Genomic DNA, 25,516 nt, shown 5'->3' with positions numbered 1-25,516 from the left:
CGGCCGGCCGGGCCCGGGCCGCCCTCCCCTCCGCCCCCGTCCCCCGCAGCGTCATCGATCCTTCACGCTGCTGCGATGCGGCTGTCATCATGCGCGGGCTAAGCGTCCGCCCATGCTGATCATCCAGGGATTGACGCGGCGCTTCGGCGACCGGATCGCGCTCGACAACCTCTCGCTCGAGGTGCCGCGCGGCGCCTTCGTCGGCGTGATCGGCCGCTCGGGCGCCGGGAAGTCCACCTTCCTGCGCATGGTGAACCGGCTGGCCGAGCCGAGCGCCGGGCAGATCCTGTTCGACGGCACCGACGTCACCGCGCTGCGCGGCCGCGCGCTGCGCGACTGGCGGGCGCGCTGCGCCATGGTGTTCCAGGGCTTCAACCTGTCCGGCCGGCTCGACGTGCTGACCAATGTGCTGATGGGCCGGCTGAACCAGGTGCCGGCCTATCGCTCGCTGCTGCAGCTCTGGCCGGAGGAGGACCGCGCCATCGCCCTCTCGGCGCTGGAGAGCCTCGACATCGCCGAGCTGGCCGCGCAGCGCGCCGAGACCCTCTCGGGCGGCCAGCAGCAGCGCGTCGCCATCGCCCGCGCCCTGGTGCAGTCGCCCGAGATCATCCTGGCCGACGAGCCGATCGCCTCGCTCGACCCGCGCAACACCCGCGTGGTGATGGACGCGCTGGCGCGGATCAACCGCGACTACGGCATCACCGTGCTCTGCAACCTGCATTCGCTCGACATCGCGCGCCACTACTGCACGCGGCTGGTCGGGCTCTCGGCCGGCCGCCTGGTCTTCGACGGCGCGCCGGACCGGCTCGACGCCGCCGCCGCGCGCGCGCTCTACGGCCTCGAGGCGGCCGAGGCGATGGAGGCCGCGCCGGTCGCGGCGCCGCCCCGCCGCGCGGCACAGCCGCTGCACGCCTGACGCTGCCTTCGCTTTTCGCCGACCCACAGGGAAGACACCCATGCTCCTCCAGCGCCGCGCCCTCCTGGGCGCCTCCGCCGCCATGCTCGCGGCGCCGACCGTCCTCCGCGCCCAGGGCGCCGCACCCTGGGCCGCCCGCTATCCCGAGCTGGTCTTCGCCATCATCCCGTCGGAGAACGCCTCGGGCGTCACCGAGCGCTACGCGCCCTTCATCGCCTACATGTCGAAGCGCCTCGGCACCAAGGTGACGCTGCGCATCGCCAGCGACTATGCCGCGGTGATCGAGGGGCAGCGGGCGGGCAATATCCACCTCGCCTCCTACGGCCCCTCCTCCTTCGCCCGCGCGCTGATGACCGGCTCGAAGATCACCGCCTTCGCCATCGAGAGCAATCTCGACGGCAGCAAGGGCTACTACTCGGTGTTCTACGTGAAGGCCGACAGCCCCTACCAGAAGATCGAGGATCTGAAAGGCAAGAACCTCGGCCTGGTCGATCCGAACTCCACCTCGGGCAACAACGTGCCGCGCTTCGCGCTGAACAAGCTGGGCATCACCCCGGAGCAGTTCTTCGGCCGCGTCGTCTATACCGGCAGCCATGAGAACGCGGTGATCGCGCTCAGCCAGGGCACCGTCGACATGTGCGCCAACTGGTGGAATGACGAGCAGGAGAGCAACCTGCTGCGCATGGCGCGCAAGGGCATGGTGAAGGCAGCGGATTTCCGCATCATCTTCAAGTCCGAGCAGATCGTGAACTCGCCGATGGCCTATCTGGACGCGCTGCCGGAAGACCTGAAGGCGGCGATCCGCAGCGCCGTGCTGGAGCTGGCCACCGCCGACAAGGCCGCCTTCGACAGGATGACCGATGGCAAGGCGGGCCCGCTGGTGGCCGCCGACAACAGCGTCTACCAGCCGATCATCGAGCTGAACCGCTTCGTCGACAACCTGCGCCGCCGCGGCTGAGGCGGCGCGCCCGCTGTCCTGGCCCTGGTGGCCGGGACAGCGGCCGTTCCGGGACGCATTCCCCTGGCCATCTCCCTCCCCCGCCCCGCCGACCCGCGCCTCGCCGAGCCGCTGGACGGCTATCGCCAGGCCGGCCGGGCGCCGCGCCGCCGCGCGCTGCTGCTGGCGCTCGCCATCGCGGCCCTCACCCTGCTCGCCGGCCATGTCGCCGAAATCGACCTCGCCCGGCTGTGGCGGCATCTCGGCGGCTTCCTCGACTATTTCGACCGCATCACCGCCTTCGAGAGCGGCAGCGGCCGGGTCTGGACCGATCCGGCGGAATGGCTCTGGGGCTGGCGGAAATGGGGCGTGCTGCTGTTCGACACGCTGCTGATCGCCTATCTCGGCACCGTGCTCGGCGGGCTCGGCGGCTTCCTGCTCTGCTTCCTGGCCTCCTCCAACCTGGTTGCCCATGGCTGGCTGCGCGGCGCGGCGCGGCGGCTGCTGGAATTCTGCCGCACCGTCCCCGACATCGTCTTCGCGCTGGTCTTCGTCATGGCCTTCGGCCTCGGCCCGGTGCCCGGCGTGCTGGCCATCGCGCTGCACAGCATGGGCGCGCTCGGCAAGCTGTTCTACGAGGTGGTCGAGAACATCGACCGCAAGCCGGTCGAGGGCGCGACGGCGGCCGGCGCCTCCTGGGTCGCCATGGTGCGCTTCGCCGTGCTGCCGCAGGTGCTGCCGAATTTCGTCAGCTACCTGCTGCTGCGCTTCGAGATCAATGTCCGCCAGGCCTCGGTGCTGGGCTTCGTCGGCGCCGGCGGCATCGGCCTCGACCTGCTCGAGGCGATCCGCAAGTTCTACTACAACGACGTCTCCGCCATCCTGCTGCTGATCATCCTGACCGTCATGCTGATCGATCTCGGCACGGAATGGCTGCGGCACCGGCTGATCGGCGCGATGGAGCGGCATGGATGAGCACCACGCATCCCCTGAGCCTGCGGCAGAGCGCGCTGGCCGACCTGGCCGGCCTGCGGGCGCGCCACCCGGCGGCCTTCCGCCGCGCGACGCCGCGCCGGCTGCTCGGGCTGGCGCTGCTCGCCGCCGCCATCTGCCTCTTCGCCTTCGGGCTCTGGCGGCTGGAGTTCTCGCCCGGCCGCATCGCCGGCGGCCTGGCGCAGCTGGTGCATTTCATCGGGCTGATGATCCCGCCGACGCCGGGCACCGCCAGCCGCGCCGTGCTGATCTTCCAGGGCCTGGCGGAGACGCTGGCGATCGCCTTCCTCGGCACGCTGCTGGCCGCCATCCTCGCCTTCCCGCTCGGCCTGCTGGCGGCGCGCAACACCAGCATCAACCGCCTGGTGCATTTCCTGTCGCGCCGGCTGCTCGACAGCATCCGCGGCGTCGATGCGCTGATCTGGGCGCTGATCTGGGTCAGCGTCGTCGGCCTCGGCCCCTTCGCCGGGGTGCTGGCGATCATGACCGGCGATATCGGCACCTTCGGCAAGCTGTTCTCCGAGGCGATCGAGGCGGCCGACCGCCGCGCGGTCGAGGGCGTGCGCTCGACCGGCGGCGGCCGGCTGGCCGGCATCCGCTTCGGCGTGCTGCCGGCGGTGCTGCCGGTGATGATCGGCCATGTGCTCTACATGATCGAGAGCAACACCCGCTCGTCGACCATCATCGGCATCGTCGGCGCCGGCGGCATCGGGCTGATGCTGTCGGAGATGATCCGCACGCTGGAATGGGACGTGGTGTCCTTCATCGTGCTGCTGATCCTGGCGACGGTGATGCTGGTCGACCGCCTCTCCACCCGGCTGCGCCGGATGATCACCGGCTGATCACCGGCTGGGCAGGGTGGCGGGCGGGGCGCTGCGCCCCGCCCGGCCGGGCGGTCAGCCGCGGATCAGCGGGCAGGCGCTCTGCGCCAGCGGCTTGACCGTCTCCTCCGGCGCCATGGTCGAGACCAGCTTGCAGAAATCCCAGTCCTGGCGGCTCTCGCCCGGCGCCTTCACCTGCAGCAGATAGGCGGCCAGCACGGCGCGGCCATCGGCGCGGATGCTGCCCTGGCCGAAGGCGTCGTCCTCGGTCGGCATCGTCTTCATCTGCGCCACCACGGCGGCGCCGCTCTGCTTCGCCCGCGCCACCCCCATGGCGGCGACCGCCTTCAGGTAGTGGCGGGTGACGGCATAGCAGCCCGCATGCACCATGCCCGGATAGGCGCCGCCCATCACCGGCAGGACGCGGCGGGTGAAGGCGCGGGTCTGCTCGTTGGTGTCCCAGTAGAAGCTGTTGGTGAACAGCAGCTGCTGCATCACCGGCAGGCCGGCCGCCTTGATGTCGCTCAGGAACATCACCAGCGCGGCCATCTTCATCCGCCGGGTGATGCCGAATTCCTGCGCCTGCTTGATGCAGTTGGGCAGGTCGTTGCCGCCGAGCGCCAGGCCGATCACCTCCGCCCCGCTGGCCCGCGCCGTCTGCAGGGTGGCCGAGAAATCGGCGGTGCCGAGCGGCACGCGGGCGCCGCCCACCACGCTGCCGCCGGCCTCCTGCACGAAGGCGGTGGTCTCGGCCTGCAGCGAATGGCCGAAGGCATTGTCGGTGGCGATGAAGTACCACTTCTTGCCGCCGCCCTTCACCGTCTCGGCGGCGACCGCCTTGGACAGCATGTAGCCGTCATAGGTCCAGTTGATGGTGTTGGGCGTGCAGAGCGTGTTGGTGAACTCGGTCGCCGTCACCGCGACGCCGAGGCAGACCTTGTCCTTGTCGCGGGTGATGGTCGAGGCGGCCAGCCCCACCGCCGAATTGGGGCCGGCGATCAGCATGTCGACGCCCTGCTGGTCGAACCAGGAGCGCGCCAGGGTGGCGCCGACATCGGCCTTGTTCTGGTGGTCGCCGAAGATCACCTCGACATTCAGGCCGGGCGTCGCCGCCATGAACTCGCTGGCCGCCTGGCGGGCGCAGGCGACGCCGGCCGGGCCCAGCAGGTCGGTGTAGATGCCGGAGAAATCGGCCAGCACGCCGATGCGCAGCGCCGGCGCCTGGGCCAGGGCCGGGCGGGCGAGCGGGGTGGTGGTCAGGGCGGCGGCGGCGGCGAGGCCGGCGCTGCCCTGCAGCAGCGCGCGACGAGAGCTGGACATGAGCGTTTCCCTTGATGCGTGGTGGCCCGCCCTCTGCGGGGCGGTGCCTGGTCGGTCCGGCGGGGCAGCGTCAGCGCAGGCGGGGCTTCTCGATCTGCGCCAGGTCGCAGAGCGCATCGACCATGGCGGAGAAATCCTTGTCGCCGAAGCCGCGCGAGCGGGCGGTGCTGAAGGCCTCGCGCGCCGCGGCGGCCATCGGCATCGGCACGCGCGCCGCATTGGCCGCCTCGACGATCAGCGTCAGGTCCTTGTGCGCCAGGTCGATGGTGAAGCCGGGCGCGATATCGCCCTTCAGCACCTTGCTCGGCCAGGCGATCTTCAGCTGCCCGTTCACCGCGGTGGTGCCGTAGAGCACCTCCAGCGTGGTCTCCAGTTCCAGCCCGAAGCGCTGCGACAGTGCCAGCGCCTCCGCGTTCATCTGGCAGGAGGCCACCGCCAGGAAATTGTTCACCAGCTTGGTGCGGGTGCCGCTGCCGACCGGGCCGCAATGGTGGATGGTGCTGCCCATCGCCTCCAGCAGCGGGCGGACCAGCGCGAAGTGCTCGTCCGTGGCGCCGACCATGAACAGGGATTCGCCGCGATCGGCGTGGCTGGCCAGCCGGCCGACCGGCGCGTCGACGAAGCCGATGCCCCGCTCGGCGGCCTGGGCCGCCAGCCGGTCGGTGGTCTCCGGGTCGATGGTGCTCATGTCCAGCACCACCGAGCCGGGCTTCGCATGCGCCAGCACGCCGTCGGCGCCGCCGACCACCTGCCCGACGATGGCCGAGTTGGGCAGCATGGTGACGATCACCTGGCCGGCGGCGGCGGCTTCCGCGATGCTCGCGGCCGGGCGCGCCTGCAGCAGCGCCAGCTCGGCCACCGCCTCCGGGTTGATGTCGTTGACGGTCAGCCGAAAGCCCTTGCGGCAGAGGTTGGACGCCATCGGGCGCCCCATCCGGCCGAGGCCGATGAATCCGACATCCATGCTGGTCTTCGCTCCCTGGTGGCCGTGGCGTCCGTCTTGGCTGGCGCGGCGCTCGGCTGAAGGGAGATTAAGCAATGGCCGGGCCCGCGCCCCGCCATACAAAAGCGGCATAGCAGAAAGAGCGGATGCTGAATTCGCCGCCCCCTTCCGCTCAGGCCCCCGCTCAGGCGAGGGTGCCGGACAGCCGCGCCGCCAGGAAGCCGACGAAGACCCGCACCCGCGCCGGGGTATTGGCGCCGCCGACGAACAGCGCGTGCAGCTGCTCGGTATCGCCGGGGTTGAACGCCTCCAGCAGCGGCACCAGCCGCCCTGCGGCGATCTCCGGCGCCACGCTGAACCGCCCGACCCGGCTGATGCCGAGGCCGAGCAGCGCCAGCTGGCCCAGCGTCTCGCCATTGTTCGCCTCCAGCCCGCCGCGGATGTCGAGGGTGAACAGCCGTCCGTCGCGGCGGAACGGCCAGGTCGCCTCGGCGCGGCGGAAGTTGAAGTTCAGGCAGTTGTGCCGAAGCAGTTCCTCCGGCGCGCGCGGCGTGCCGTGGCGCGCCAGATAGGCGGGGGCGGCGACGATGACGCGACCGCCCTCGCCCAGCCGGCGCGCGGTCAGCGCGCTGTCGGCCAGCGGGCCGAAGCGGATCGCCACATCGGCCTGGCCGGCGGCGACATCGACCACCGCATCGGTCAGCGACAGGTCGAGCAGGATCTGCGGGTAGCGCGCCATGAAGTCGGGCAGCAGCGGCAGCAGGCAGAGCCGCCCGTGCGACTGCGCGGCGCTGACCCGCAGCCGGCCGCGCGGCGCCGCCTGGTCGGCGATGCGCTGCTCCGCCTCGTCGAGCTCGCCCAGGATGCGCCGCGCCGCCTGGCGATAGGCCTGGCCCTCGGCGGTCAGCGCCAGCGCCCGCGTCGAGCGCAGCAGCAGCCGCACGCCGAGCCGCGCCTCGATCCGGTCGATGCCGCGGCTGACCGCCGAGGGGCTGAGCCCGAGCGCCCTTCCGGCGGCCGAGAAGCTGCCCTGCTCCGCCACCAGGGCGAACAGCGCCAGGTCGCGCGCGCGGTCGGTCCGCGCCTCCAGCTTTGCGTCCATCGCAAAGATCCTTTTCGCCGTCGCGCCGTAGTCAGGCGAGAGGGGCCGTATCATCTTTGCGCCGACACCGGAACACTCCTTCCAATGCCGGCGCCGCCCCGCCGCCTGGCCGACCGCCGGGCCGGCCCGCCGCGCCGCTTCACGAGGCCTGCATGAAGACCAACCCCGGACTCCTGGCCCTCGCGGCCGGGGCCTTCGCCATCGGCGTGACCGAATTCGCGCCGATGGGCCTGCTGCCGGTGATCGCCGGCGATCTCGGCGTCTCGATCCCGCGCGCCGGGCTGCTGGTCAGCGCCTATGCGCTGGGCGTCATGCTCGGCGCGCCGCTGATGACGCTGGGCACGCGGCGCCTGCCGCGGCGCACCCTGCTGCTGCTGCTGACCGCCATCTTCACCCTGGGCAACCTGATGGCGGCGCTGGCCACCAGCTACGAGATGCTGCTGGCCGCCCGCATCGTCACCTCGCTGCACCATGGCGCCTTCTTCGGCGTCGGCGCGATCGTCGCCGCCGGGCTGGTGCCGCCCGAGCGCCGGGCCGGCGCGGTCGCCACCATGTTCATGGGGCTGACCCTGGCGACGGTGGTCGGCGTGCCGCTGGCCAGCTGGGCCGGCGAGACGCTCGGCTGGCGGGTCAGCTTCTGGGCCATCGCCGGGCTGGGCCTGGCCACGCTGCTGGCGCTGCGGCTGACCCTGCCCGCCCTGCCGGCGCCCGACAGCGGCGACGCGATGGCCGAGATCCGCGCCCTCGGCCAGCGGCGGGTGCTGGGGGCGCTGCTGCTGACGGTGGTCGGCTCGAGCGCGATGTTCACCGTCTTCACCTATATCGCGCCGATCCTGCGCGAGGCGACGGGCGCCTCGCCCGGCTATGTCACGGCGATGCTGGTGACCTATGGCCTGGGCCTGACCCTCGGCAACGGGCTCGGCGGCCGCTTCGCCGACCGCTCGGTCGACCGCACGCTGATCGCGGCGCTGGCGGGGCTGGCCCTGGTGCTGCTGGCCTTCGCCTGGTTCATGCCGGATGCCGTGGTCAGCGCCGGGCTGATCTTCCTCTGGGGCATCGCCAGCTTCGCCCTGGTGCCGCCGCTGCAGGTGCGGGTGATGGGCGCGGCGGCGGCGGCGCCGAGCCTGGCCTCCTCGGTCAATATCGGCGCCTTCAACCTGGGCAATGCCCTCGGCGCGGCGCTGGGCGGCGGGGTGATCGCCGCCGGCTGGGGCTATCCGGCGGTGGCCCTGGCGGGGGCGGCGACGGCGCTGGCGGGGCTGGCGATGGTGCTGTACGCGGCGCGCCGCCCGGCTGCCACCGGGCTGGCCGGCGCTGCGGCGGAATAGCCCGCCTGAAAAAAAGGCCCCGCCCGGTGGCGACCGGGCGGGGCCTTGATGGCGGTGGCGGCCGGGCCTGCCGGCCGCCGGCCGTCAGGCGGCCTGCAGCGAGGCCAGGGCTTCCTTGTGGTTCATCCGCGTCACCACCTTGCCGTCGCGCACCGCCTCCACGGCGTCGAGCGCCAGGAAATGATGCCGGCCATCGGCGCTGTCCTTCGCCGTCAGCTTGATGCGCTGGCCGTCGAGATGATCGACGGTGCCGACATGGTTGCCGCAGGAACCGACGACTTCCATGTGCTCGGCGATCTGCTTGGTATCGACCATGGCGCTGTCTCCTCTATCGTGGGCGTCGACAGGAGAACGGGCGGGGCGGCGCGAAGTTGTCGCCGCTCGCGGCCTTGCGAGGCGGCTCAGCGCCCCGCCAGGCCGCCGATCACCCGGCGCAGCTCGGCCACCGCCTCGTCCGGCGTGACGGCGCCGCGCGCCGCCGCCTCGGCCAGCGCGTCCGCCGCCCCGAGCATCGCCCAGAGCCCGGCGGCGGGCAGCGCGCCACCGCCGGCGCAGGGCTCCAGCGCGGCGCGGCAGCGGGCGATGAAGGCCGCCTGGTAGCGGCGCTTCAGCGCCTCCATCTCCGGCGCGCCGGCCAGCGCCGCGGCGACGCCCGGGATCTCCTGCCGCTCGGTCAGCACGCAGCCGATATAGGCCGTGGCGATGACATCCGCGCGCGCCTCGAGCGTCGCCGGGGCGGCCTGCAGCGCCGCCTGCAGCACCGCCGCCTGATGCCGGTCGTAATCGGCGTAGAGCGCCGCCAGCAGCCCCTCGCGCGTCGCGAAATGATCATAGACCACCGGCTTGGTGACGCCCGCCTGCTCGGCCAGGCGGCCGAGCGTCAGCGCATCCGTCCCCTCCTGCTGCACCAGGCGGCGCGCGGTGTCGAGCAGCTGCGCCTGGCGCTCCTCGCGGGAGAGGCGGCGACGGGGGGGAAGGGTCATGCTTGACAGACAACCTACAAAAGGTAACTTACCAAAAGTATATAGACCCCGTTCCCACTCGCCAAGGAGATCTGCCATGCAGGCGCTGATCGTCACCGCCCATCCCGCCGCCGACTCGCTGACCCAGGCCGTCGCCCGCCAGCTGCAGGCCGGCATCGCCTCCCGCCCCGGCCATGGCGCCAGCCTGGCCGAGCTGACGGCGGAGGGCTTCGACCCCCGCTTCTCCGCCGCCGATCACGCGCAGTTCCAGCGCCGCGGCCCGACGCCGGCGGACGTGCTGGCCGAGCAGCGGCGGATCGACGGGGCGCAGGCGCTGGTGCTGGTCTATCCGGTCTATTGGTGGGCGATGCCCGGGCTGCTGAAGGGCTGGATCGACCGCGTCTTCACCCGCGGCTGGGCCTATGACGAGCGGCCCGATGGCGGCATCGAGAAGCTGCTGGGGCGGCTGCCGGTGCAGCTGGTCGGCCTCGGCGGCGCCGACCAGGGCACCTATGCGCGGCGCGGCTATGACAGCGCCATGCGCACCCAGATCGAGCAGGGCATCTTCGGCTATTGCGGCGCGCCGGTGGTCGGCGCCGAGTTCCTGCTGCATGACGACGAGGCCGGGCGGCAGGCGGCGCTGCGGCGCGGCTTCGCCCTCGGCGCCGCGCTGCCGGCGGCGGTGGCGGCGCTCCGCTGAGGGCGGCCGGGGGTGCGCCGCCCGGCGCCGCCCTCTGCCGCCGCCCTCGGCCGCCGCCCTCAGCCGCCGCCGATCAGCGCGCGGATGCGGCGCGCCAGCGCCTGCAGGGCGAAGGGCTTGGTCATCACATGCATGCCCGGCGGCAGCCGCCCCTCGCCCAGCACGGCGGCCTCGGCGAAGCCGGTGACGAACAGCACCGTCAGCCCCGGCCGCCCCTCCCGCGCCGCATCCACCATCTGCCGCCCGTTCATGCCGCCGGGCAGGCCGACATCGGTGACCAGCAGGTCGATGCGCGCCGGCGACTGCAGGATGGCCAGGCCGGCCGCGCCATCCTCGGCCTCGATCGCCGCATAGCCGAGCTCGCGCAGCACCTCGGTGACCAGCATGCGCACGGTGGGCTCGTCATCGACCACCAGCACGGTCTCGCCCAGCCCGGCGCGCGGCGCATCGGCCAGCACCGGCAGCCCCGCCGCTGGCTCGGCCGGGCCGCAATGCCGCGGCAGGGTCAGGCAGATCTCGGCGCCCTGGCCCGGGGCCGAGACGATGGTGGCCTGGCCGCCGGACTGCCGGGCGAAGCCGTAGATCATCGACAGGCCGAGCCCGGTGCCCTGGCCCAGCGGCTTGGTGGTGAAGAAGGGATCGAAGGCGCGCGCCGCCACCTCCGGCGTCATGCCCTCGCCGGTGTCGGAGACGCAGAGTGCCACGTAATCCCCGGCCGGCAGGCCCTGCGCCGCCGCCGCCGCCGCATCGAGCCGGCGGTTGCCGGTGGCAATGCGCAGCCGCCCGCCCTGCGGCATGGCGTCGCGCGCATTGATGCAGAGGTTGAGCAGCGCGTTCTCCAGCTGCGGCGGATCGACCCGGATCGGCCACAGCGCCGGCTCCCCCGCCACTTCCACCGCCACCGCGGGACCGACGGTGCGGCGGATCATCTCCTCCAGCCCGGCCACCAGCCGGTTCACGTCGGTCGGGCGCGGGTCGAGCGTCTGCCGGCGCGAGAAGGCCAGCAGCCGGTGGGTCAGCGCCGCCGCCCGCTGCGCCGCGCCCTGGGCGGCGGCGACATAGCGCTCGACCTCGGCCGGGCGGCCCTGCGCCAGCCGGGCGCTGAGCAGCTCCAGGCTGCCGGTGATGCCGGTCAGCAGGTTGTTGAAGTCATGCGCGATGCCGCCGGTGAGCTGGCCGACCGCCTCCATCTTCTGGCTCTGGCGCAGCTGTTCCTCGGCCTGCGCCAGGCGCTCGGCGGCGGCGCGCTGCTCGGTGACGTCGCGCGCCGAGCAGTAGAGCTTGCCCTCCACCGGCACCGCGGTCCAGGACAGGCTGCGATAGCTGCCGTCGCGGCAGCGCAGGCGGTTCTCGAAATCCTGGCTGGCCTGGCCGGCGGCCAGGCGCGCCACCTCGCCACGGGTGCGCGCCCGGTCGTCGGGATGCTCCAGCCATTCCGAGCTGCGGCCGACGATCTCGGCCGGCTGCCAGCCCAGCCGGGCGGTCCAGGCCGGGTTGACGCTGCGCCAGACGCCCCCGGTGTCGGCGACGCCGAGCAGGTCCTGCGAGGCGTTCCAGATGGCATCGCGCTCGGCGGTGCGCTCGGCGACCTGGGCCTCCAGCGTCTCGTTCAGCGCGCGCAGGCTGGCCTGGCTCTCCGCCAGGGCGCGGTCGGCCAGCACCCGCGCCGTGGTCTCGTTGGTGAAGATGAACAGGCCGGCGACCTCGCCCTCGGCATCAAGGATGCGCGAATAGGAGAAGGTGAACCAGGTGTCGGCGGCGCCGCGGTCGGTCGCCAGCTTCCAGGGCAGGTCGGTGAAGCGCTGGCTGCGCCCGGCGAAGGCGGCGTCGATGATCGGCCGCGCCTGCGCCCAGGCATCGGCCCAGACCTGCGCGAAGGGCGCGCCCATCGCCCAGGACAGCCGCGGCCCGAGCAGCGGGAAATAGGTCTCGTTGAAGAAGAAGGTGAGCGCCTCGCGGCCCCAGCAGAGGATCATCGATTCGGGCGAGTTCAGCACGGTGCTGAGCGTCGCCTTCAGCGCCTCCGGCCAGGTCTCGGGCGGGCCGAGCGGATGGTCGTTCCAGTCGCGCGCCAGGATCAGGCGGGTGGCGGCCCCGCCGCCGGCCAGGAAGCGGAGGCCCGGCGGCAGCGGCGGTTGCTCGGGAGTCGCGGGGCAGTCCATCGGTCTGATCAGGCGGTCCGGCCAGGAGACAAGCGGGGGGCGGGTTATAGCGGCGCCACCCCCGCGGCGGCCACCGCTAATCCCGCCGGGCCCGGCCCCGGCCCGGTCACGCCCAGGTCAGGCGTGGGCCTGGCCGCGCCGCCAGCCCGCCGCCTCAGCCGGCCAGCAGGCGGCGCGCCGCCGCGTGCAGCACCTGCATGCCCAGCACCAGGTCCTCGCGCCGGGTGTCCTCGGTCCAGTGGTGGCTGATGCCGCCGATCGAGGGCACGAAGAGCATGCCGACCGGCAGCCGCCGCGCCAGGATCTGGCTGTCATGGATGGCGCCGCTCGGCATCGCCTGCCAGGCGCCGGGGCAGAGCTCTGTCGCGGCCGTCCCGAAGGCGGCGACGATCGCCGGGTCGGACAGCGCCGGGGCGGAGCGGCCGATCTCCTCCAGCACGGCGGGGCAGCGCTCGCGCCGGTTGCTCTCCTGCACCACGGCGCGCAGGCAGGCCTCCATCCGGTCCATCACCGCGTCCGACAGGTCGCGGAAGGAAAAGACGATCTCGGCGCGGCCGGGGATGATCATCGGCGCGTTCGGCTCCAGCGCGATGCGGCCGGTGGTCCAGACGCTGCGCGCGGCCGCGGCGCGCGGCATCTCGGCATCGAGCAGGCCGAGCAGCCGCACCGCGGTCAGCCCGGCATCGCGCCGCTCGCGCATGGTGGTGCCGCCGGTATGGTCCTGCTGGCCGGTGATCACGATGCGGAACTGGCGGATGCCGACGATGCCGGTGACCACGCCGATGCGCAGGCCGGCCTGCTCCAGCTGGGTGCCCTGCTCGATATGCATCTCCAGCGCGCCCCGGTAGCGCCCGGGGTCGAGCGCCAGCCGCGGCCGGCCGGCCAGGCCGACCTCGGCCAGCTTCGGCCGCAGCGCCTCGCCGGTGAAGCGGTTGCGGGCGGCGTCGATCTCGGCCTCGGTCAATTCGCCCACCAGCGAGCGGCTGCCGATGAAATCGCCCCAATGCGCCTCCTCATCGGCATAGGCGCAGACATCGACCGGCAGCCCGGCGCGGGCCAGCTCGAGCGCGGCAACCACGCCCAGCACGCCATCCAGCCAGCCGGCCTGGTTCTGCGTCTCCAGATGGCTGCCGGCCAGCAGGTGCGGCCCGGGCCCGCGATGCCGGCCGAAGACATTGCCGATGCCGTCGATGGTGGCCTCCAGCCCGGCGGCCTCGAGCTGCGCCGCCAGCCAGTGGCGGGTCTGCATGTCCTCGGGCCCGAAGGTCGGGCGGTGCACGCCGCTGCGATAGGTGCCGATGCCGCGCAGCGTGTCGAGGTCGTCGAGGAAGCGCGCCGTGTCCAGGGTCATCCGCCGGTCATCCTTCTGGGGCCAGGACCGCAGGATAGGCAGGGCGGCGCGACCCGGACAGCCGCTGGCGGCCAGCGAAGCGCCGGCCTGCCGACGCCGCTGCCGCATCGCGCGCCGCCGGCGGCGCCGGCATGCCCGGAAAACGGGCGGCCGTGCTCAATCGGGCCGGATGCCGGCGTCGCGGATCAGCGCCGACCAGGTCTCGCTGTCGCGCGCCAGCAGGGCGGCCAGCTGCGCGCCGGTCTCCGGCACCACGGCGACGCCCTGGGTGGCGAGCCGCTGCACCAGCGCCGGGTCGCGCGTCGCCGTCAGCATCGCCGCCTCCAGCTTCGCCAGCACCGGCGCCGGGGTGCCGGCCGGCGCGAACAGCCCCTGCCAGAAGGCGACGTCATAGCCCGGCAGCGTCTCGCCCACCGGCGGCAGGTCGTGCAGCAGGGCCAGGCGCTGCGCCGAGGAGACCGCCAGGCCGCGCGTCACCCCCTCGGTGATCGGCGGCGCCGCCTCCAGCGCCGCCGAGAACATCGCCTGCACCCGGCCGCTGCGCAGGTCGAGCAGCGCCTGCACCCCGCCGCGATAGGGCACATGCACCATGTCGAGCCCGGCCCGCGCGCGCAGCAGTTCCATGCAGAGATGGTTCACCGCGCCGATGCCCGAGGAGCCGTAATTGACCTGCCCCGGATGCGCCCGGACATAGGCGATGAACTCGGGCAGCGTCTTCGCCGGCACCGAGGGGTGCAGGTGCAGCACCATCGGCGTGCGGTAGCCCATGGCGACGGCCACCAGCTCCTTCTGCGGCGCCCGCGGGGTCAGCGAGGGCTGCAGCGCCGGGTTGATGGCCAGCGTCGGCGAGCCCATCAGCAGGGTGTAGCCATCGGGTTTGGCGGTCGCGACGGCCGTGCTGGCCGGGCTGGTGGCGCCGCCGGGGCGGTTGTCGACCACCACGTTCTGGCCCAGCACCTGGCCCATCCGCTCGGCCAGGACCCGGGTCGCGGTGTCGGTCACGCCGCCGGGCGGATAGGCGTTGATCAGCGTCACCGGCCGGGTCGGGAAATTCGCTTCCTGGGCGGCCAGCCGCCGGGACGCCAGCGTTGTGGCGGACAGCGCCAGGGCAGCGCCGGCCAGCAGGCCGCGCCGCGCGATCGCGTCGGACATTCTCTTCTCCCTCGATGCGGCGGCGCCTCGGCGGGCGCCGCTCTTGCCCGCCAGTTGAGCCCCGGCGGGCCGGGCCGGCAAGGGCCTGCGGCGCGGTGGCGGCGGCGGCCGACCGTTCGTCTCGCGCATCAACATCTTTGAAGGATGGGCGGGGCGCGCCGCGCCGGCTATGTGCTCCCCACCGGCCCGCGGCGGCGCCGGTCTGGAGGCGCCCGATGCGGGACCGGAAGACGATGCTCCTGCGCGGCGCCAGCGTCCTGCTCTGGACGCTGACGCTGGCCGCCCTGTTCCTCTCCGCCACGGTCAGCCCGCATGGCCGCCTGCACGCGATGCTGCCGGCCGAGGGGCCGCTGGCCGCGCTGCAGCCGCAGCACCTGCTGCTCGGCCTCTCGGCGGCCAGCCTGCTCGGCTGCCTGCTGGTCGGGCGGGCGCTGCGGCGCCAGGCGGGCGAGAGGCGCGGCGGCCGGCGCGGCTGAGCCCGCCGGGCCAGCGCCTGCGGCGCTAGAAGCGGAAGAACAGGCTCTCCTGCAGGCTGCGCGGGCTGCCGCGATGCGGCCGCCCGGCCGGGTCGCCGCCCTCGCCGGCGATGGCGGGGCCGGGCGTCTCCTCCAGGCTGCGGGTCGAGACCCCGGCGCAGGCCGCCAGCCCGGCGAGCAGCGGCAGCAGGATCAGGCGGCGCAGGCCAGGCATGGCGGTCTCCGGGGACAGGCGGGCGGCGGCGCGGCGAGGGAACCAATGCCCCGCATTCCGCCAGGGCGCGGCCGATGCTAGTGCTGGCCGGCGCGGTCCCGCCCCAGGGACCCCGCCGCGGGATCGTATCGGACGTGTCAGCCGACCTCAACGCCCCCTCCTCCCCCCCTGCCCCCGCGCCGCATGAGAGCGAGGCGCGGCTGCGCGCGCTGATCAGCGCCAGCTCCGACGCCGTCTACCGGATGAGCCCCGACTGGCGCGAGCTGCGCCAGCTGCAGGGCCGCGCCTTCATCGCCGACACCGACAGCCCGAATGCCGCCTGGCTGGAGAAATACCTGCTGCCCGAGGACCAGCCGCGGGTGCGCGCGGCGATCGCGGCGGCGCTGCGCGACGGGCGCGCCTTCGAGCTGGAGCACCGGGTGATCCGCGCCGATGGCAGCACCGGCTGGACGCTGTCGCGCGCCGTGCCGGTGCTGGACGCGGCCGGCGCGGTGATCGAATGGCTCGGCACCGCCAGCGACATCACCGAGCGCAAGCGGGCCGAGACGCTGCTGGCCGAGAGCCAGACCACCGCCGAGCGGCAGCGCCGCCTCTACGAGGCGATCCTGACCAACACCCCCGACCTCGCCTATGTCTGGGGCCTCGACCACCGCTTCGTCTATGCCAACAAGGTGCTGCTGCAGATGTGGGGGCGCAGCTGGGACGAGGCGATCGGCCGCAACTGCCTCGAGCTCGGCTATCCCGACTGGCACGCGGCGATGCATGACCGCGAGATCGAGCAGGTCATCGCCACCCGCCAGACGGTGCGCGGCGAGGTGCCCTTCAACGGCGCCTTCGGCCTGCGCATCTACGAATACATCCTGGTGCCGGTGATCGGCGACAGCGGCGAGGTCGAGGCGGTGGCCGGCACCACGCGCGACGTCACCGATGCCCGCGCCACCGAGGCCGCGCTGAAGCTGCAGGCCGAGCGCGTGCAGCTGGCGCTCGATGCCGGCGCCATCATCGGCACCTGGGTCTGGGACATCGCCGCCGACCGCTTCACCGCCGATGAGCGCTTCTGCCAGGTCTTCGGCCTGGACCCGGCGGAGGGCCGCGCCGGCCTGCCGCTCCGCGCCGTCACCGCGGCGATCCATCCGGCCGACCGCGCCGGGGTGAACGAGGCGATCGAGCGCGCCATGCAGCAGGGCGGCCGCTACAGCGAGCAGTACCGCGTCCGCCGCGGCGAGGGCTACCGCTGGATCGAGGCCAGCGGCCATGTCGAGCGCGGCGCCGACGGGGTGGCGCGGCGCTTCCCCGGCGTGCTGCTCGACGTCGAGGAGCGGCGCGCCGTCGAGGAGCGGCGGCGCGAGGCCGAGCAGGCGCTGCGCCGGCACCGCGAGGAACTGGAGCGGCTGGTCGAGGCGCGCACCGCCGCCCTGCTGCGCGAGGTGGAGGAGCGCCGCCGCGCCGAGGAGGCGCTGCGCCAGGGCGAGAAGCTGCAGGCGATCGGCCAGCTGACCGGCGGCATCGCGCACGACTTCAACAACATCCTGCAGGTGGTGGCGAGCGGCGTCTCGCTGCTGGCGATGCCGGCGCTGCGCGAGGCGCAGCGCGCCGCCGTGCTGGAGGGCATGGGCAAGGCGGCGGAGAATGCGCGCGAGCTGACCGGGCGGCTGCTGGCCTTCGCCCGCCGCCAGGCGCTGCAGCCCGAGGCCTTCGACCTGAACGCCCGCATCGCCGGCATGGCGCATCTGCTGCGCAGCACGCTGGGGCCGCGCATCCGCATCGAGACCGACCTGCTGCCCGGCCTCTGGCCGGTGATGGCCGATCCGAGCCGGCTGGAGGCGGCGCTGCTGAACCTGGCCGCCAATGCGCGCGACGCCATGCTGCCGGAAGGCGGCCGGCTGCTGCTGACCACCGGCAATGCGACGCTCGACCGCGACGCGCAGCACGCGGCGGGCGACTATGTCTTCGTCTCGGTCCGCGACGACGGGAAGGGCATGCCGCCCGCCGTGCTGGCGCGCGTCTTCGAGCCCTTCTTCACCACCAAGGGCCCGGCCAAGGGCACCGGGCTCGGCCTCGCCCAGGTGCATGGCTTCGTGCTGCAATCCGGCGGCGACGTGCAGATCGAGAGCCATCCCGGCGCGGGCACGGTGGTGACGCTGCACCTGCCGCGCGCCGGGCATGCCGTCGCCGCGCCCGTGCCGGCGGCGCCGGCGGAAAGCAGCGGCGCCGCGATCGCCCGCCGTGCCGGCCGCACCGTGCTGGTGGTCGACGACAATGACGATGTCGCGCATTTCGCCGCCTCGCTGCTGCAGGGGCTAGGCTATGCGACGCGCCGCGCCGGCGACGCCGCCGCCGCGCTGGCGATGGTGGCGGCGGAGCCCGCGATCGACGCGGTGTTCTCCGACGTGGTGATGCCGGGCGAGATGGACGGGCTGCAGCTGGCGGCGCGGCTGCGGCAGACGCATCCGCGCCTCGCCCTGCTGCTGGCCTCAGGCTACAGCGAGGTGCTGGCCGAGCATGACGGCCCGGCCGCCGCCGAGGTGCTGCGCAAGCCCTACCACCTCGACGAGCTGGCCGCGGCGCTGGACCGCGCCTTCGCCGCGGTCGAGCGGTAGCCGGCGCGCGCCCGCTCAGGCGGCGCGGCGGTCGAGCCAGTCGCGGAAGCGGTACCAGTTGCCGACCATCGGCAGCATCCAGGGCTGGCCGGTGTAGAGCGGCCGGGTCGGGAAGTCGCGGCCGTCGAAGACCGGCATGCGGTTGCTCTTGCCGAGCAGCTTCTTGCCGAGCTCGGCGCCGAGATAGGAGAGCATGGCGACACCGGCGCCGTTGCAGGCCATGGCGTAGTGCAGCCCCTTCTGCGTCACCCCCATATGCGGCAGGTAGTCGAAGGCGAAGGCGACATTGCCGGTCCAGGCATGGGTGATGCGGGTGCCCTTCAGCTGCGGCCAGCGCTGCAGCATCATCGCGTGCAGGATCGGCGCCGAGACCTCGGGCGTCACCTGGGTGAAGCGGGCGCGGCCGCCGAAGATGACGCGGCGGTTGTCCGGCGACATCCGGTAGTAGGTCAGGATGCGGCGGCTGTCGGCCAGCGTGCGCTGCTTCGGGATCAGGCTGGCAGCCAGCGCCGGGTCCAGCTCCTCGGTGGCGATGATGTGCGAGGCGACCGGGATCAGCCGCCGCCGCAGATCCGGCGTCAGCGAGCCGGTATAGCCATTGGTGGCGATCACCACCTCGCGCGCCTCGACCGGGCCGCGCGAGGTCTCGACCCGCCAGCCCTCGCTGATGCGGGTCAGCGCGCCCGCCTTGGTCCGGCCGAGCAGCGTCGCGCCATGCCGCCGCGCCGCCGCCATCAGCCCGCGATGGTAGAGGCCCGGATGGATCTTGCCGGTGCGGTTCACCACCATGCCGCCGTAATAATAGTCGGAGGCGATCTCCTCGCGCTGGCGCTCGCGCGGCAGCATATGCGCGTCGGCGGCAGCGAACTCGTTCAGCACGTCGATCTTGGCGGCCATGCCGGCATAATGCTTCGGCGTCCAGGCGCCGACGAAGCGGCCGGTGCGCGCGTAATGGCACTCGATGCCCTCGCGCTGCACCAGCGCCTCGATATGCGCCAGCCCCTCGGAGGCATCGCCCATGATGGCGCGCAGCCAGTCGCGCATCTCCTCTGGGCTCTGCCGGCCCTTGGCGCCGGAGAGGCCCTTGCCGACATTGTTGCCGCCGGAGACGCCGCCGCCATTGCGGGTGGAGGCGCCGAAGCCCAGCGGCTCGGCATCCAGCACCAGGGGTTTGGCGCCGCCGCGGCCGAGCTCGATGGCGCAGTTCAGCCCGGTCAGCCCGCCGCCGACGATGACGACATCCGCCTTCGCCGGCAGCGCGTCGGCCGGGTCGTCGCCGCCCATGTCGATCGCGTCCCACCAATAGGGCCGCGCCTTGAAGTCGGGATGGAAAAGCGAGGGGTCCATGCGATTGCCTCAGCGCGTGATGGTGGTGGTGAGGGCGCCGCGGCCGAACAGGCTGGTCAGGCCGAGCGCGACGGCCACCAGCAGGATCTGCAGCACCGAGACCGCCGCGATGGTCGGGTCGATCTCCATCAGGATGTTGTCGAACATCTTCTTCGGCAGCGTCATCGACGCCCCGGAGAGGAACATCGCCAGCACCAGCTCGTCGAAGGAGCTGACAAAGGACAGAAAAGCGGCGGAGACCAGGCTGGGCCGCAACTGCGGCAGGGTGACGCGCCAGATGATCCAGGGCCAGGCGGCGCCCAGCCCGGCGGCGGCCTGTTCCTGCGCCGCGTCGAAGCCGCGCAGCCCGGCGCCGACCAGGATGACGACGAAGGGCAGCGCCAGGATGGTATGGGCGATGGCGACGCCATACCATTCGCCGATCAGCTGCAGCCGGGCGAAGACGCCATACAGCGCGATCGACAAAATGATGGTCGGGACGATGATCGGCGCCGCCGTCAGCCGGTCGAGCAGCCGGATGCCCAGCAGGCGCGAGCGGGTCAGGAAGAAGGCCAGCGGCACGCCGAGCCCCATGGCCAGCACGGTGCAGAGCGCGGCCACCTGCAGGCTGCGGATGGTCGCCTCGATCCAGCCGGGATCGTCCAGGTAGCGCTGGTACCACTGCCAGGAGAAGCCCGGCGGCGGGAACTGCAGATAGGCGGCCGAGGACAGCGAGATCGGGAAGACCACCAGCAGCGGCAGCAGCAGGAAGAAGAAGACCAGGCCAGCGAAGCTGCCGAGCAGCAGGCGGCCGGCGCGGTTGCTATGGCGTGGCATGGCGCGCCCCCCGGGTCAGGCGGCCGATCAGCGCGTAGATGGCGAGCGTGGCCAGCAGCAGCACGGTCGACAGCGCCGCGGCGAAGGGCCATTCGAGGAATTCGCGCACCTGCTGCTCGATCAGCATCGAGATCATGATGACATGGCCGCCGCCGAGCAGCGCCGGCGTGATGAAGAAGCCCAGCGAGAGGACGAAGACCAGCGCGCAGCCGGCCGAGACCCCGGGCAGCGACAGCGGGAAGGTGACCCGCAGGAAGCTGCGCCAGGCCGGCGCGCCGAGGCCCTCGGCGGCGCGCGACAGGTCGGGATCGACGCGCAGCAGCGCCGCATAGATCGGCAGCACCATATAGGGCAGCAGCACATGCACCATGCCGATCAGCACGCCGGTGGTGTTGTGCAGCAAGGGCAGCGGCGCCTCGATCCAGCCCCAGTCACGCAGCATCCGATTGATGATGCCGTTGCGGCCGAGCAGCACCATCCAGGCATAGGTGCGCACCAGCACGCTGGTCCAGAAGGGCAGCAGCAGCGCGAACATGCCCAAGGCAAGGCCGAGCCGCCCGGCGCGCGACAGCCAGAAGGCCACCGGATAGGCGAGCAGCAGACAGATCACCGTCACCAGCGCCGCGATGCGCAGGCTGTCGAGCAGCACGCTGACATAGAGCCCGTCCAGCGCCGCCTTCTCGAAATGCTCGAGCGTGCCGCCCTCGACCGAGAGGGAGAGCAGCCGCAGCACCGGCCAGGCGAAGACCAGCGCCAGCAGCAGCAAGGCCGGCAGGCCGAGCAGCAGCAGCCCGGCCTCGCGCCGGCGCGCCATCCGCCGGCGGTTCTCGCCGGGCCCTTCCGCCGGCAGCGCGGCCGCCGCGGCGGCGGCCGGCATGGCGCTAGCCCTGGGGGACGACATGCAGGTCCTCCGGCGCGAAGCCCAGCGCGACAGGGCTGCCCTCGGGCGGCGGCGGCGGGTCGGAGGGGCGCAGCGGCAGTCGCGCCAGCAGCTCGGTGCCGCCCTCCAGCCGCAGCCGCAGCTTGGCCGACTGGCCGAGGAAGACCGTCTCCACCACCTGCGCCCCGGCGCGGCAGGGCAGCGCCACGGTGTCCTCGCCAACCCGCAGCGCCTCCGGCCGCAGCAGCAGCGTCACCGGCCCGTCCGGCTGGCCGGCCGGCAGCGCCACCGCGCCGAAGCCCGCCAGCTCCGCGACACCGCTTTTCGCGCGGCCCTCCAGCAGGTTGGACTCGCCCAGGAAGTCGGCGACGAAGCGGCTGGCCGGGCGGGCATAGAGCTCGCCGGGCCGGCCGATCTGCTGGATGCGCCCCCGGTCCATCACCGCGATGCGGTCGGACATGATCAGCGCCTCCTCCTGGTCATGGGTGATGAACAGGGTGGTCAGCTGCAGCCGGCGCTGCAGCCGCCGCACCTCGAGCTGCAGCGATTCGCGCAGCTTGCGGTCGAGCGCGCCGAAGGGCTCGTCGAGCAGCAGCAGGCGCGGGCCGAAGACGATGGCGCGGGCCAGCGCCACGCGCTGCTGCTGGCCGCCCGACAATTGCCGCGGCAGCCGCTCGCCGAAGCTCTCCAGCTCGACCAGGCGCAGCGCCTCGGCGACGCGCTCGCGCACCTCGGCGCGCGGCCGGCGGCGCATCTCCAGCGGGAAGGCGATGTTCTGCGCGACGGTCATGTGCGGGAACAGCGCGTAGTTCTGGAACACCATGCCGACCTCGCGGCGGCGCGGCGGCGACAGGGTGACATCCTGGCCGCCGAGCCGCACCGCGCCCTCGTCCGGAATCTCGAAGCCGGCGATCGCCTTCAGCAGCGTGGTCTTGCCCGATCCCGAGGGGCCGAGGATGGTCAGGAACTCGCCCTCGGCGACCTCGAGATCGACGCCCCCCAGGGCGGCGACGGGGCCGAAGCGGCGGACGATGCCGGTGACGGAGAGCTGCATCTCAGCCCCGCTGCAGCATCCAGCGGTTCCACCGTTCCTGCGCGCGGGCGCCGTTCTCGGTCCACCAAGCGACGTCCAGCCAGAACTGCTGCGCCAGGTTGACCGGCGCGGTCGGCAGCAGCGGGCGCAGCTCCTCGGGCACGTAGTTCACCGTGTCCGGGTGCAGCCCGGCATAGGAGAGCTCGGTCGCATAGATCGCCTGCAGCTTCGGATTGGTCATGGTCTGCAGGAATTTCTGGCCCCAATAGGCGTGGCGGGTGCCGCGCGGGATGCCCCAGGCGCTGCTCTTCAGCGAGCCGCCGCGGAATTCCGAGCCGACCGGCGCGTTCTTCTTGGCCAGCTCGAAGAAGCGGCCGTTCCAGCCGGTGGCCAGCACCACCTCCTTGTCGACCAGCATCTGCGCCGGCTGCGCGCCGGTGCTCCACCAGACCGCGATATGCGGGCGGATCTGGTCGAGCTTGCGGAAGGCGCGGTCCATGTCGAGCGGATAGAGCTGGTCCATCGGTACGCCATCGGCCAGCAGCGCGAATTCCAGGTTGTCGACCGGATGGTTGCGCAGCGAGCGGGCGCCGGGGAAGCGCGCCACGTCCCAGAACTCGGCCCAGCCCTTCGGGTGGCTGCCATCCTTGAAGACGTCGCTGCGGTAGCCGAGCACGGTGGAATAGGCCGAGCCCACGAAGATATGCGACTGCCGGCCGATCGCCGGGTATTTCGACAGGTCGACGATCGCGGTGTCGATCGGCTCGACCAGGTTCATCTCGCGGGCGCGGTCGGCGTCCTGGCCGCCGATCTCGGTCACCGTCCATTCCGGATTGCCGCTGTTGACCATGGCGCGCAGCTTGCCGAAATCGACCGGCGAGGTGTCGATGACGCGGATACCGTGCTCGCGCTCGAAATCGGCGAAATAGGCGCGGCGCAGGAAATTCGCCATGGCGCCGCCCGAGGCATTGACGACGATGCGGTCGGGCTTGGGCGGCGGCGCGCCCTGGGCATAGGCCGGCATCGCCAGGCCGGAGATCGTCAGACCGGAGATCGCCATGCCGCCGGTCTGCAGCAGGCCGCGACGCGTGATGACAGGCATCCTGCCTCCTCCCTTCTTCTTCTGTTGCTTTGTCAGCCCAGCACGGAATCGACGGCGCGGCCGAGGCGCTCGACGATCGCGTCGATGTCGTCCGGCCGCGCGATATAGGGGGGTGCGACGATGACATGGTCGCCCTGGCGGCCGTCGATGGTGCCGCCCATCGGATAGATCATCACGCCGGCCGCCATGGCGGCGTCCTTCACCGCCTCGTTGACCTTGCGCTCGGGCGCGAAGGTCTTCCGGCTGCCGCGGTCCTCGACAAATTCCAGCGCCCAGAACAGGCCGCGGCCGCGGATGTCGCCGACATGGGCGTGGTTGCCGAAGCGGTCCTGCAGCGCCGCCTCCAGCCGCGCGCCCATCGCCTGGACATTGGCCAGCAGGTTGTCGTCGCGGATGATGCGCTGCACCGCCAGCGCCGCGGCGCAGGCCACCGGATGCGCCTGGTAGGTATGGCCGTGCTTGAAGGCGCCCGAGCCCGCCGCCAGCGCCTCGACGATGCGGCCCTGCGCCAGGATGGCGCCGATCGGCTGGTAGCCGCCGCCGAGGCCCTTGGCGATGGTCTGGATATCGGGAGAAACGCCCTCCTGCTCCCAGGCATGCAGCGTGCCGCTGCGGCCCATGCCGCACATCACCTCGTCGAGGATCAGCAGCGCGCCATGCCGGTCGCAGACCGCGCGCATCGCCGGGAAATAGCCGGGCAAGGCGGTCACGCAGCCAGCGGTGGCGCCGACGATCGGCTCGGCGACGAAGGCGGCGACATTCTGCGGGCCCAGCCGCTGGAATTCGGCTTCCAGCTCGGCGGCCAGGCGCGCGACATAATCGGCATCGCTCTCGCCTTCATCCTGGAAGCGATAGGCGAAGCAGGGCGAGACATGGCTGAAGCAGTCGGCCAGGATCGGCGCATAGGGCTCGCGCCGGGCGAAATTGCCGCCGAGGCCCAGCGCGCCCAGCGTGTTGCCGTGATAACTCTGCCGCCGCGCGATGAAGCGGTGCCGGCTCGGCTGGCCGACTTCCAGGAAATACTGCCGCGCCAGCTTCAGTGCCGCCTCCATCGCCTCCGAGCCGGAGGAGACGAAATAGGCATGGGTCAGCCCACCCGGCGCATGGCCGACCAGCAGCTCGGCCAGGTCCTCGGCCGCCTGGCAGGTGAAGAAGACGGTGTGGGCATAGGCGATCTGCCGCGCCTGGGCGGTGATCGCCTCGACCACCCGCTCGTCGCCATGGCCGAGGCAGGCGACGGCGGCGCCGCCCGAGGCGTCGATCACCGGTTCGCCGGTCGCTCCCCCCATGGTTCTGCCGTGGACCATCAGGCCACGGCCCGAGACGGCCAGCAGCGGTTCGTTGCGCAGGCTGCGATGCAGGATGCGGCTCATGGCGCTCCCCTCCCCTTCCGGGCGTTTCCCCCGGGGATGGCTGCCGGTCCGGCGCCTCCCTCGTGCTTGGCGCCAGCACAGGCCGATTCCGCAACGGTGTCAATATGCGGGATCACTTCCCAAAATACGGGATTTGCGCCAGGCCGCGACCCGCGTAAACCCCGGCGCATGACCGCGCCCGACGCCCCCCCGATTCCCACCGCCGTGCAGAAGAGCTTCCAGATCCTGGAGGCGGTGGCCGCGGCGCCGCGCCCGCTGCCCGGCCTGGTGCTGGCGCAGCAGCTCGGGCTGACGCGCTCCACCCTGTCGCGGCTGGCGCTCAGCCTGGCGGCGCTCGGCTATCTGGAGCGGGTCGAGGGCGGCGGCTGGCAGCTCGGCCCGGCGGCGCTGCGGCTCGGGCTGGCGCGGCTGGCGCGGCTCGACCTGCGCGGCGTCGCGGCGCCGCTGATGCGCGCGCTCAGCGAGGCGGTGGGCCTGCCGGTGGATCTCGCCATGCCGGTCGGCGAGGAGATGCTGCATTTCGAATTGGCGCAGACGCCGGGCCAGGTGGTGGTGGCGCGCGAGCGCGGCGCGCGGCTGCCGATGGCGCGCACCGCGCTCGGCCATGCCGCGCTCTTCGCCATGCCCGAGGCCCGGCGCGCGGCGCTGCTGCAGCGGCTGGCGGCGCAGGAGCCGGCGCGCTGGCCAGCGCAGCAGGCGGCCCTCGCCGCCTCCTTCGCGCAGCTCGAGGCCTCCGGCTTCTGCATCGTCGCCGGCCAGCTGCGCGCCGATGTCGCCGCCATCGGCGCGCCCTTCATCGATCCGCGCGACGGCGCGATCTACAGCTTCAGCTGCTCGGCCATCGGCTTCGCGGTGGAGACGGCGCGGCTGGAGGCGGTGGGCGCGCCGCTGCTCGCCATGCTGGCCCGGGTGGGCGCCGCGCTCGGCGCGGCCAAGCTGTCGTGAACAGGGCGCCGGCGATCCGGCCCGGCCCGCCGCGCGTTACCGC

Annotated in this window: 24 protein-coding genes; 9 read left to right on the top strand and 15 right to left on the bottom strand. The window is 72.8% G+C overall.

Annotated elements, in window-relative coordinates; genetic code table 11:
* The first annotated feature begins 112 nt into the window (after nt 1–112).
* The 4 genes from phnC to phnE (WFI16_RS18095) are packed head-to-tail and all read left to right on the top strand — an operon-like array spanning nt 113 to nt 3,688.
* Nucleotides 113–916 (top strand): phosphonate ABC transporter ATP-binding protein, encoded by an 804-nt coding sequence (gene phnC / locus WFI16_RS18110; protein ID WP_419899245.1) that lies wholly within the window; start codon nt 113–115, stop codon nt 914–916.
* 40 nt (nt 917–956) lie between these two features.
* Nucleotides 957–1,874, top strand: a complete 918-nt coding sequence (gene phnD / locus WFI16_RS18105; protein ID WP_419899244.1) for a phosphonate ABC transporter substrate-binding protein — start codon at nt 957–959, stop codon at nt 1,872–1,874.
* A gap of 27 nt (nt 1,875–1,901) precedes the next feature.
* Nucleotides 1,902–2,828 (top strand): phosphonate ABC transporter, permease protein PhnE, encoded by a 927-nt coding sequence (gene phnE / locus WFI16_RS18100; RefSeq protein WP_419899243.1) that lies wholly within the window; start codon nt 1,902–1,904, stop codon nt 2,826–2,828.
* A complete protein-coding gene (gene phnE / locus WFI16_RS18095; protein WP_419899242.1) occupies nt 2,825–3,688 on the top strand; it encodes a phosphonate ABC transporter, permease protein PhnE in 864 nt (287 codons plus the stop codon). Before phnE (WFI16_RS18100) ends, phnE (WFI16_RS18095) begins: the two co-directional genes overlap by 4 nt.
* Before the next feature lie 54 nt (nt 3,689–3,742).
* On the opposite strand, the gene WFI16_RS18090 is transcribed toward phnE (WFI16_RS18095), so the two are convergent.
* From WFI16_RS18090 to WFI16_RS18080, 3 genes are all read right to left on the bottom strand, one after another.
* Nucleotides 3,743–4,987 (bottom strand): ABC transporter substrate-binding protein, encoded by a 1,245-nt coding sequence (locus tag WFI16_RS18090; RefSeq protein ID WP_419899241.1) that lies wholly within the window; start codon nt 4,985–4,987, stop codon nt 3,743–3,745.
* 70 nt (nt 4,988–5,057) lie between these two features.
* Nucleotides 5,058–5,951: an NAD(P)-dependent oxidoreductase gene (locus WFI16_RS18085; RefSeq protein ID WP_419899240.1), complete on the bottom strand. Its 894-nt coding sequence runs from the start codon at nt 5,949–5,951 to the stop codon at nt 5,058–5,060.
* 163 nt (nt 5,952–6,114) lie between these two features.
* Nucleotides 6,115–7,032 (bottom strand): LysR substrate-binding domain-containing protein, encoded by a 918-nt coding sequence (locus WFI16_RS18080; RefSeq protein WP_419899239.1) that lies wholly within the window; start codon nt 7,030–7,032, stop codon nt 6,115–6,117.
* A gap of 152 nt (nt 7,033–7,184) precedes the next feature.
* On the opposite strand from WFI16_RS18080, the gene WFI16_RS18075 reads away from it, so the two are divergent.
* Entirely contained in the window at nt 7,185–8,360 is a 1,176-nt protein-coding gene (locus tag WFI16_RS18075) for an MFS transporter (protein ID WP_419899238.1), read from the top strand.
* Between the two features lie 84 nt (nt 8,361–8,444).
* On the opposite strand, the gene WFI16_RS18070 is transcribed toward WFI16_RS18075, so the two are convergent.
* Together WFI16_RS18070 and WFI16_RS18065 are read right to left on the bottom strand one after the other, a co-directional pair.
* Complete coding sequence (locus WFI16_RS18070) at nt 8,445–8,675, bottom strand: DUF2171 domain-containing protein (protein WP_419899237.1); 231 nt, start codon at nt 8,673–8,675, stop codon at nt 8,445–8,447.
* A gap of 86 nt (nt 8,676–8,761) precedes the next feature.
* Nucleotides 8,762–9,343, bottom strand: a complete 582-nt coding sequence (locus WFI16_RS18065) for a TetR/AcrR family transcriptional regulator (RefSeq protein ID WP_419899236.1) — start codon at nt 9,341–9,343, stop codon at nt 8,762–8,764.
* Between the two features lie 76 nt (nt 9,344–9,419).
* Here WFI16_RS18065 and WFI16_RS18060 point away from each other — a divergent pair, with 76 nt between their 5' ends.
* Nucleotides 9,420–10,022: an NAD(P)H-dependent oxidoreductase gene (locus WFI16_RS18060; RefSeq protein ID WP_419899235.1), complete on the top strand. Its 603-nt coding sequence runs from the start codon at nt 9,420–9,422 to the stop codon at nt 10,020–10,022.
* Nucleotides 10,023–10,081: 59 nt separating this feature from the next.
* Here WFI16_RS18060 and WFI16_RS18055 read toward each other — a convergent pair whose 3' ends face one another.
* From WFI16_RS18055 to WFI16_RS18045, 3 genes are all read right to left on the bottom strand, one after another.
* The gene (locus tag WFI16_RS18055) at nt 10,082–12,184 is read right to left on the bottom strand and encodes a hybrid sensor histidine kinase/response regulator (protein WP_419899234.1); all 2,103 of its coding nucleotides are present in this window, start codon (nt 12,182–12,184) and stop codon (nt 10,082–10,084) included.
* A gap of 154 nt (nt 12,185–12,338) precedes the next feature.
* Nucleotides 12,339–13,535, bottom strand: coding sequence for a Zn-dependent hydrolase (locus WFI16_RS18050; RefSeq protein WP_419899233.1), 1,197 nt, complete (start codon nt 13,533–13,535; stop codon nt 12,339–12,341).
* Between the two features lie 156 nt (nt 13,536–13,691).
* A complete protein-coding gene (locus WFI16_RS18045; RefSeq protein WP_419899232.1) occupies nt 13,692–14,687 on the bottom strand; it encodes a Bug family tripartite tricarboxylate transporter substrate binding protein in 996 nt (331 codons plus the stop codon).
* 215 nt (nt 14,688–14,902) lie between these two features.
* On the opposite strand from WFI16_RS18045, the gene WFI16_RS18040 reads away from it, so the two are divergent.
* The gene (locus WFI16_RS18040) at nt 14,903–15,163 is read left to right on the top strand and encodes a hypothetical protein (protein WP_419899231.1); all 261 of its coding nucleotides are present in this window, start codon (nt 14,903–14,905) and stop codon (nt 15,161–15,163) included.
* 25 nt (nt 15,164–15,188) lie between these two features.
* Here the strand turns inward: WFI16_RS18040 and WFI16_RS18035 are convergent, their stop codons facing one another.
* On the bottom strand, nt 15,189–15,377 hold the full coding sequence (locus tag WFI16_RS18035) for a hypothetical protein (protein WP_419899230.1): 189 nt from the start codon (nt 15,375–15,377) through the stop codon (nt 15,189–15,191).
* Nucleotides 15,378–15,511: 134 nt separating this feature from the next.
* On the opposite strand from WFI16_RS18035, the gene WFI16_RS18030 reads away from it, so the two are divergent.
* Nucleotides 15,512–17,977: a PAS domain-containing protein gene (locus tag WFI16_RS18030; protein ID WP_419899229.1), complete on the top strand. Its 2,466-nt coding sequence runs from the start codon at nt 15,512–15,514 to the stop codon at nt 17,975–17,977.
* Between the two features lie 15 nt (nt 17,978–17,992).
* Here WFI16_RS18030 and WFI16_RS18025 read toward each other — a convergent pair whose 3' ends face one another.
* From WFI16_RS18025 to WFI16_RS18000, 6 genes are read right to left on the bottom strand one after another with little or no spacing between them, the layout of a single operon-like run.
* A complete protein-coding gene (locus tag WFI16_RS18025) occupies nt 17,993–19,324 on the bottom strand; it encodes an NAD(P)/FAD-dependent oxidoreductase (protein ID WP_419899228.1) in 1,332 nt (443 codons plus the stop codon).
* A gap of 9 nt (nt 19,325–19,333) precedes the next feature.
* Nucleotides 19,334–20,140, bottom strand: a complete 807-nt coding sequence (locus WFI16_RS18020; protein WP_419899227.1) for an ABC transporter permease — start codon at nt 20,138–20,140, stop codon at nt 19,334–19,336.
* Entirely contained in the window at nt 20,127–21,041 is a 915-nt protein-coding gene (locus WFI16_RS18015) for an ABC transporter permease (protein WP_419899226.1), read from the bottom strand. Before WFI16_RS18015 ends, WFI16_RS18020 begins: the two co-directional genes overlap by 14 nt.
* Complete coding sequence (locus WFI16_RS18010; protein ID WP_419899225.1) at nt 21,022–22,074, bottom strand: ABC transporter ATP-binding protein; 1,053 nt, start codon at nt 22,072–22,074, stop codon at nt 21,022–21,024. The genes WFI16_RS18015 and WFI16_RS18010 overlap by 20 nt, the downstream gene beginning before the upstream one ends.
* Before the next feature lies 1 nt (nt 22,075).
* Nucleotides 22,076–23,155 carry an ABC transporter substrate-binding protein gene (locus tag WFI16_RS18005; protein ID WP_419899224.1) on the bottom strand — a complete coding sequence of 360 codons (1,080 nt, stop codon included), beginning with the start codon at nt 23,153–23,155 and terminating at the stop codon, nt 22,076–22,078.
* 32 nt (nt 23,156–23,187) lie between these two features.
* Entirely contained in the window at nt 23,188–24,528 is a 1,341-nt protein-coding gene (locus tag WFI16_RS18000; protein WP_419899223.1) for an aspartate aminotransferase family protein, read from the bottom strand.
* Nucleotides 24,529–24,696: 168 nt separating this feature from the next.
* Here WFI16_RS18000 and WFI16_RS17995 point away from each other — a divergent pair, with 168 nt between their 5' ends.
* Entirely contained in the window at nt 24,697–25,473 is a 777-nt protein-coding gene (locus tag WFI16_RS17995; RefSeq protein WP_419899222.1) for an IclR family transcriptional regulator, read from the top strand.
* The last annotated feature ends 43 nt before the right edge of the window (nt 25,474–25,516 follow it).

It is taken from the genome of Roseomonas sp. USHLN139 (assembly GCF_037145735.1).
In the GTDB taxonomy this organism is placed as follows: domain Bacteria; phylum Pseudomonadota; class Alphaproteobacteria; order Acetobacterales; family Acetobacteraceae; genus Pseudoroseomonas.
The sequence above is the reverse complement of the archived record's forward strand: the minus strand, read 5'-3'. Positions and strand labels throughout refer to the sequence as shown.